5 protein-coding genes and 1 pseudogene are annotated in these 4467 nt (G+C 32.0%); 2 read left to right on the top strand and 4 right to left on the bottom strand.

Annotated elements, in window-relative coordinates; translation table 11 throughout:
• Window positions 1-221 precede the first annotated feature (221 nt).
• From VIO64_RS22955 to VIO64_RS22945, 3 genes are all read right to left on the bottom strand, one after another.
• On the bottom strand, window positions 222-809 hold the full coding sequence (locus tag VIO64_RS22955) for a hypothetical protein (protein WP_331922081.1): 588 nt from the start codon (window positions 807-809) through the stop codon (window positions 222-224).
• The gene (locus VIO64_RS22950) at window positions 806-1651 is read right to left on the bottom strand and encodes a hypothetical protein (protein ID WP_331922080.1); all 846 of its coding nucleotides are present in this window, start codon (window positions 1649-1651) and stop codon (window positions 806-808) included. The genes VIO64_RS22955 and VIO64_RS22950 overlap by 4 nt, the downstream gene beginning before the upstream one ends.
• A gap of 96 nt (window positions 1652-1747) precedes the next feature.
• Window positions 1748-2650, bottom strand: coding sequence for a hypothetical protein (locus tag VIO64_RS22945; protein ID WP_331922079.1), 903 nt, complete (start codon window positions 2648-2650; stop codon window positions 1748-1750).
• A gap of 461 nt (window positions 2651-3111) precedes the next feature.
• Between VIO64_RS22945 and VIO64_RS22940 the strand changes: the two genes are divergently transcribed.
• Both VIO64_RS22940 and VIO64_RS22935 read left to right on the top strand, forming a co-directional pair.
• The gene (locus tag VIO64_RS22940) at window positions 3112-3462 is read left to right on the top strand and encodes a helix-turn-helix transcriptional regulator (protein WP_331922078.1); all 351 of its coding nucleotides are present in this window, start codon (window positions 3112-3114) and stop codon (window positions 3460-3462) included.
• A gap of 277 nt (window positions 3463-3739) precedes the next feature.
• Window positions 3740-4276, top strand: a complete 537-nt coding sequence (locus tag VIO64_RS22935) for a GerAB/ArcD/ProY family transporter (RefSeq protein ID WP_331922077.1) — start codon at window positions 3740-3742, stop codon at window positions 4274-4276.
• An 11-nt stretch (window positions 4277-4287) separates the two neighbouring features.
• Here VIO64_RS22935 and VIO64_RS22930 read toward each other — a convergent pair.
• Window positions 4288-4467 (bottom strand): annotated as a pseudogene (locus VIO64_RS22930) (hypothetical protein); the annotation flags it as partial.

Raw genomic sequence — 4467 nt, 5'->3', positions numbered from 1 at the left:
TGCTATTCCAAAAGGAAGTGCAATAAATACCGGTTTGTCTCCCCGTGTATTTTTATATGAGTCCCAAATAGCAAACATATAAATACAAGGGTAAAACAAGAACCACTGGTAATTTATTTTCTCTACTGCCAATTCAGTATTTTCATCCAAATATGTAAGCAAAAACAAGACGCTCAGGCAGAACCTAAATGTCATGTTAATACGAATGCTGTATATAATTTTTATTTAGAGGATTGTACACCCTCACTGGCCTCCATATTACCTTCTTGGCTGACTACGATTTTATTTATAATCTCTCCAAATGCCTTATGTATTCTGGAAGCTTCTTCGCCAATATATTTTTTAGCATCGGACAGCTTATTTTCCTTAACCAATTCATAAGCTTTTTCATTAACCTTTACATATTCGTCATAAGCTAATATTAGGTTTTTGGCTTCTTGCTTCTTTGTATCGGTAATAAGTTTCTCCATAAGCTCATCATACTTTGATTTATAATCTTTATTGTTATTAATAATGTTCTGATATCTTTCTTCAAATACCTTTTGACTGTTTACCTCATTAACGATCTTCATAAACTCAACACGATTTTTATTATAAATCGGTAATATCTCTACAGCATATGTACAAATCAATCCATCATCTTTTTGCAAATCTGATTTTGAAGCAGTACTTATATTAGTATTGCTTGCATTCACTATTGAATTAGAATTACTTTTAAATGCATTTACAACAATAAATGAGGTTGCAGCTATAATTACAACACAAATTATCAAGGCTATTTTCCAATGTTTTTTTACCTCTTTAATCATATATTAGGCTCCTTATCTATAGCTTCAACTACTTCTGTAAATAAGGTGTGTATACGGACTTGTTCACTACCTATTAAAGACTTTGCTTCTGCTGCTTTCCCTTGCTCTATAAGTTCATGGGCTGTTTCAATAATTTCCATAAGCTTATTATGCGTAGTCATAAACTTATTAGCCTTTCTTTTTTCAGCTTCGGATAAACCTGCTTGTAAAAGCAATTCATATACTGAATTATATTCAAGGCTATTATCTAAAAGACTTTTCTTATATATGAAGAATTCATTTTTATTGCTTACATTATTGATTATTTCCCTTAAAACTAGACGATTTTTATTATAGATTCGCATTAACTCTATTATGCAATCAGCTTTTGATTGCAAAGGTAAAGGTTGTTGAAGTGTATTTGTATTATTACTTGCCCTTAATGTCATATACAGTTCTTCTTGTTCAAGGGTATACCCTTTTCTGGCAATAAATACGGATTCAACAACTCCTTCAGGAGCGTATATTCCTATATCATTCTTTGGGGATCGAAAGCACATTGTATCCCCTTGTAAATCTTCAAATTGTTCAAAAATAGCTTCAATTTTTTCAGCCTGTTCTCCTATAAGCTGGATATTATCAAGAAAGACTTTTGATGGTTTCATAAACTCAAAGGCGGCACATTTACCACCCTTTTCATAATACACATGACAAATGTTACTGTAATCTTCTGTTTCATATAAATCCATTGTTGTTTTTTTAAATAATGTAGGCGTAACTTTTAGTATTGACTGAATTTCCTTGCTTGTCATTCCAAATTTAATACTGTCTGTTCCTTCAAACAATATAATTTTAAATTCCACAAAAGTCCTCCTTCTTTGTATCTGTTAGCCAGCAACAAACTATTACTGGCTAACATTACAAATTATATTCTCATGAATATACTAACATATGTTGGATTATTCCCACCAGTTTAATGTGAAATATGCGTAGTTATATGCCTTAAGAACAGCATAATCATACTTAGTACCGAATTTACTCTTTAAATCTGCTTTATCCATATCCATAGCCGCAAGATATTTTTTCTGTTTTACAAGGTCTAACTGGGTGTTCCTATAAGTTGTATTACCTCCATAACTTGCTGTTTGATAGTGGTCTGTTGTTTTCATTAATACAGCAGGTCCAGCATTGCTTGAAACTGTTCCGACTATATTAATCAATGCAGTATCATATTTGTATACTGTTGTTTGTGAATACACCCATGATGCAAACATATGATGCCTTTGTCCATCAAGTGCAGTTAGTGAGCTGTATGCTCCACCATCAAATCTATCCCTATTTACAGTCAATGAAGTAGGATATGTACTTCCTGTTACTACGGCATTTCCCGAAAGTGAAACTGCTTCCTCTACTGTAGTAGTTGACATAGCCTGATTCCAAGTCCATGTTATTATAGGTGTGCCAAGAACAGCTGAAGAAGGAAGGGAATAGGTAGCTGTTTGGTTTCCTTTTGAATCTTTGATTTTAAGGGTTCCAGAACCAATAATCATTGAAGTTCCACCTGTTCTTTCAAGTTTTACTTCAACTTTACTCATGTATACTGTTAATGTCCATGTCCAATAAGTAACATCAGAAGCAGCAGCCATAACCATGTTAGGTGAAGCTTGTTTTGTATTACCATTTTTATCTGCAACAACTGTTGTTGTTACAGAAGATATTGGCTTTTCAATGTTTGCAGTTTTTGCAGCTTCTCTACTGCTTAAATCACTAGCAAAAGCTATACTGCCAATATTAGTTAGAAGTAGGGCGATTACTAAGAGCGTTGTTAGTAATGATTTAGGCATCTTTTTTGAATTTAACATTTGTAACCCTCCATTTAGTGATTGATTAACAAGATTTGTGCATGAAAGATTTACACAATCCCCTTGCCTAAAAATAAGCTTGCAAGGAATCATTATCAACAGTTTACTGTTTTTAATCAGCAAAACATTTGTACTACTTTTCTTCAATGCATTGAAATTTATATTGTGTACACAACCCTTTTAAATCTTAAAAGTATTTAACTTAAAGCCTTTACTATTAAGATATTTAAAAGCAACTACTATTCATTCAGCACCCAACTAAATTCGACACAATTCGTCAAAGTGCTTTAATTAAAGGCTTTGAGTCACTTTTCATTTAAATATTATATCCAATATATGTTAACATGTCAATAAGATTATTATAAAATAACACCAATTAATGTTGAATATTTATTCTCAACACTTAATAAACGTTGATATTCAAGCCAATAAAAGTTATTTTCCTTTTATGAGGTGTTGAAATGGGTGATATAGCAAAAAATGTCGGTAATAGAATACGTGTTCTACGCAAAGAACGGGGATGGAGTCAAGAAGATTTAGCACTTCGAGCAGATATACACCCTTCCCATATGGGTACTATAGAGCGTGGGGAAAAAAGTGCCACAATCGAGAGTTTTGAGAGGATTGCAAATGCGTTAGAAATTACTTTTGATGAATTGTTTAGGTTTACAGATATCCCACAGGAAAGCGAAGATTTATTTTTATTACATAGAATTATCAATAAATTAGACAGAAGAAGCTTAAGGGATTTAAAAGCGATAAACACGATAATAGATGCTTTATTTCCTTGGATGGATGAAAAAAAACAGTAGCATAACAATTATTTTAAGTGCTCTCCAAGCATTTTATAATAAAAATATGTCAAACTGAATATTATAACATATACTACTAGCGACTAAGGAACAATCCGCCACCTAGTATACAACTATCCCCAAAGGATATACAATGGCAATTTCAAATACTGTTATAAACATAGTCCATATAGCAATATAGGGATATAGGTTTATCCCAACTCTTTAAGAATGAAACAAACAACACATTTAAAGCAGGGTATACAGTAAAACTATATATAGTTGAATATAATAAAGAATGCTCCCTATCCACATAGCAATAAAGCTTCAACAAGCACAGACAATCAAGGATTGGCTAGGTGTTGATAGTAAAGAACAAGCTGAAGTGTATTTTTATGGAATCTTGTTTGCAGGGACTATGATTGTTTTATTAACTTTAAGAAATATTACTATTTTAGGAGAACTCCTTGGACGCCTATACTTTCCATCGTATACTGCAGTTAGCAGGATTAGTATTTCTGATTTTTTGCAGAGGATAGAAGTTTCTGTCGCAATAGTATTTATTACTTGTGTATTCATTAAAGTCAGCATTTGCATGTATGTGGCAAGCAAAGGAGTAAGTAAAATATTTAATCTAAATGATTACAGGTCGGTTACAATACAAACAGGTTTGTTAACGATTTTCTTTGCATATATTATGTACAAAAACATTATGGAAATGAAATACTGGGCTTTTAATGTGTATCAATACTATTCATTTCCCTTTCAAGTAATTCTGCCTGTTATCATTTGGATTATAATTGAAATCAAGTGCAAAAGAAAGGTAGTTAAATAATAAACAATAAGTCAAGGTACAGTCTGTTTAATTGAAACATCTGTTATAAAATTTTTCATAATAAAACCTACTGTTAGCCCAAGTATTATACAAAGAACAGGTAACCATATCGGGCCAAATAAAAATCCAAAAATTCTTAACGAAGGGGAGTAGATTACACCTACTGTTGAAAATATTGCTGCTATTCCAAA

It is taken from the genome of Pseudobacteroides sp. (assembly GCF_036567765.1).
In the GTDB taxonomy this organism is placed as follows: domain Bacteria; phylum Bacillota; class Clostridia; order Acetivibrionales; family DSM-2933; genus Pseudobacteroides.
This window is presented reverse-complemented; position numbering and strand designations above follow the sequence as displayed.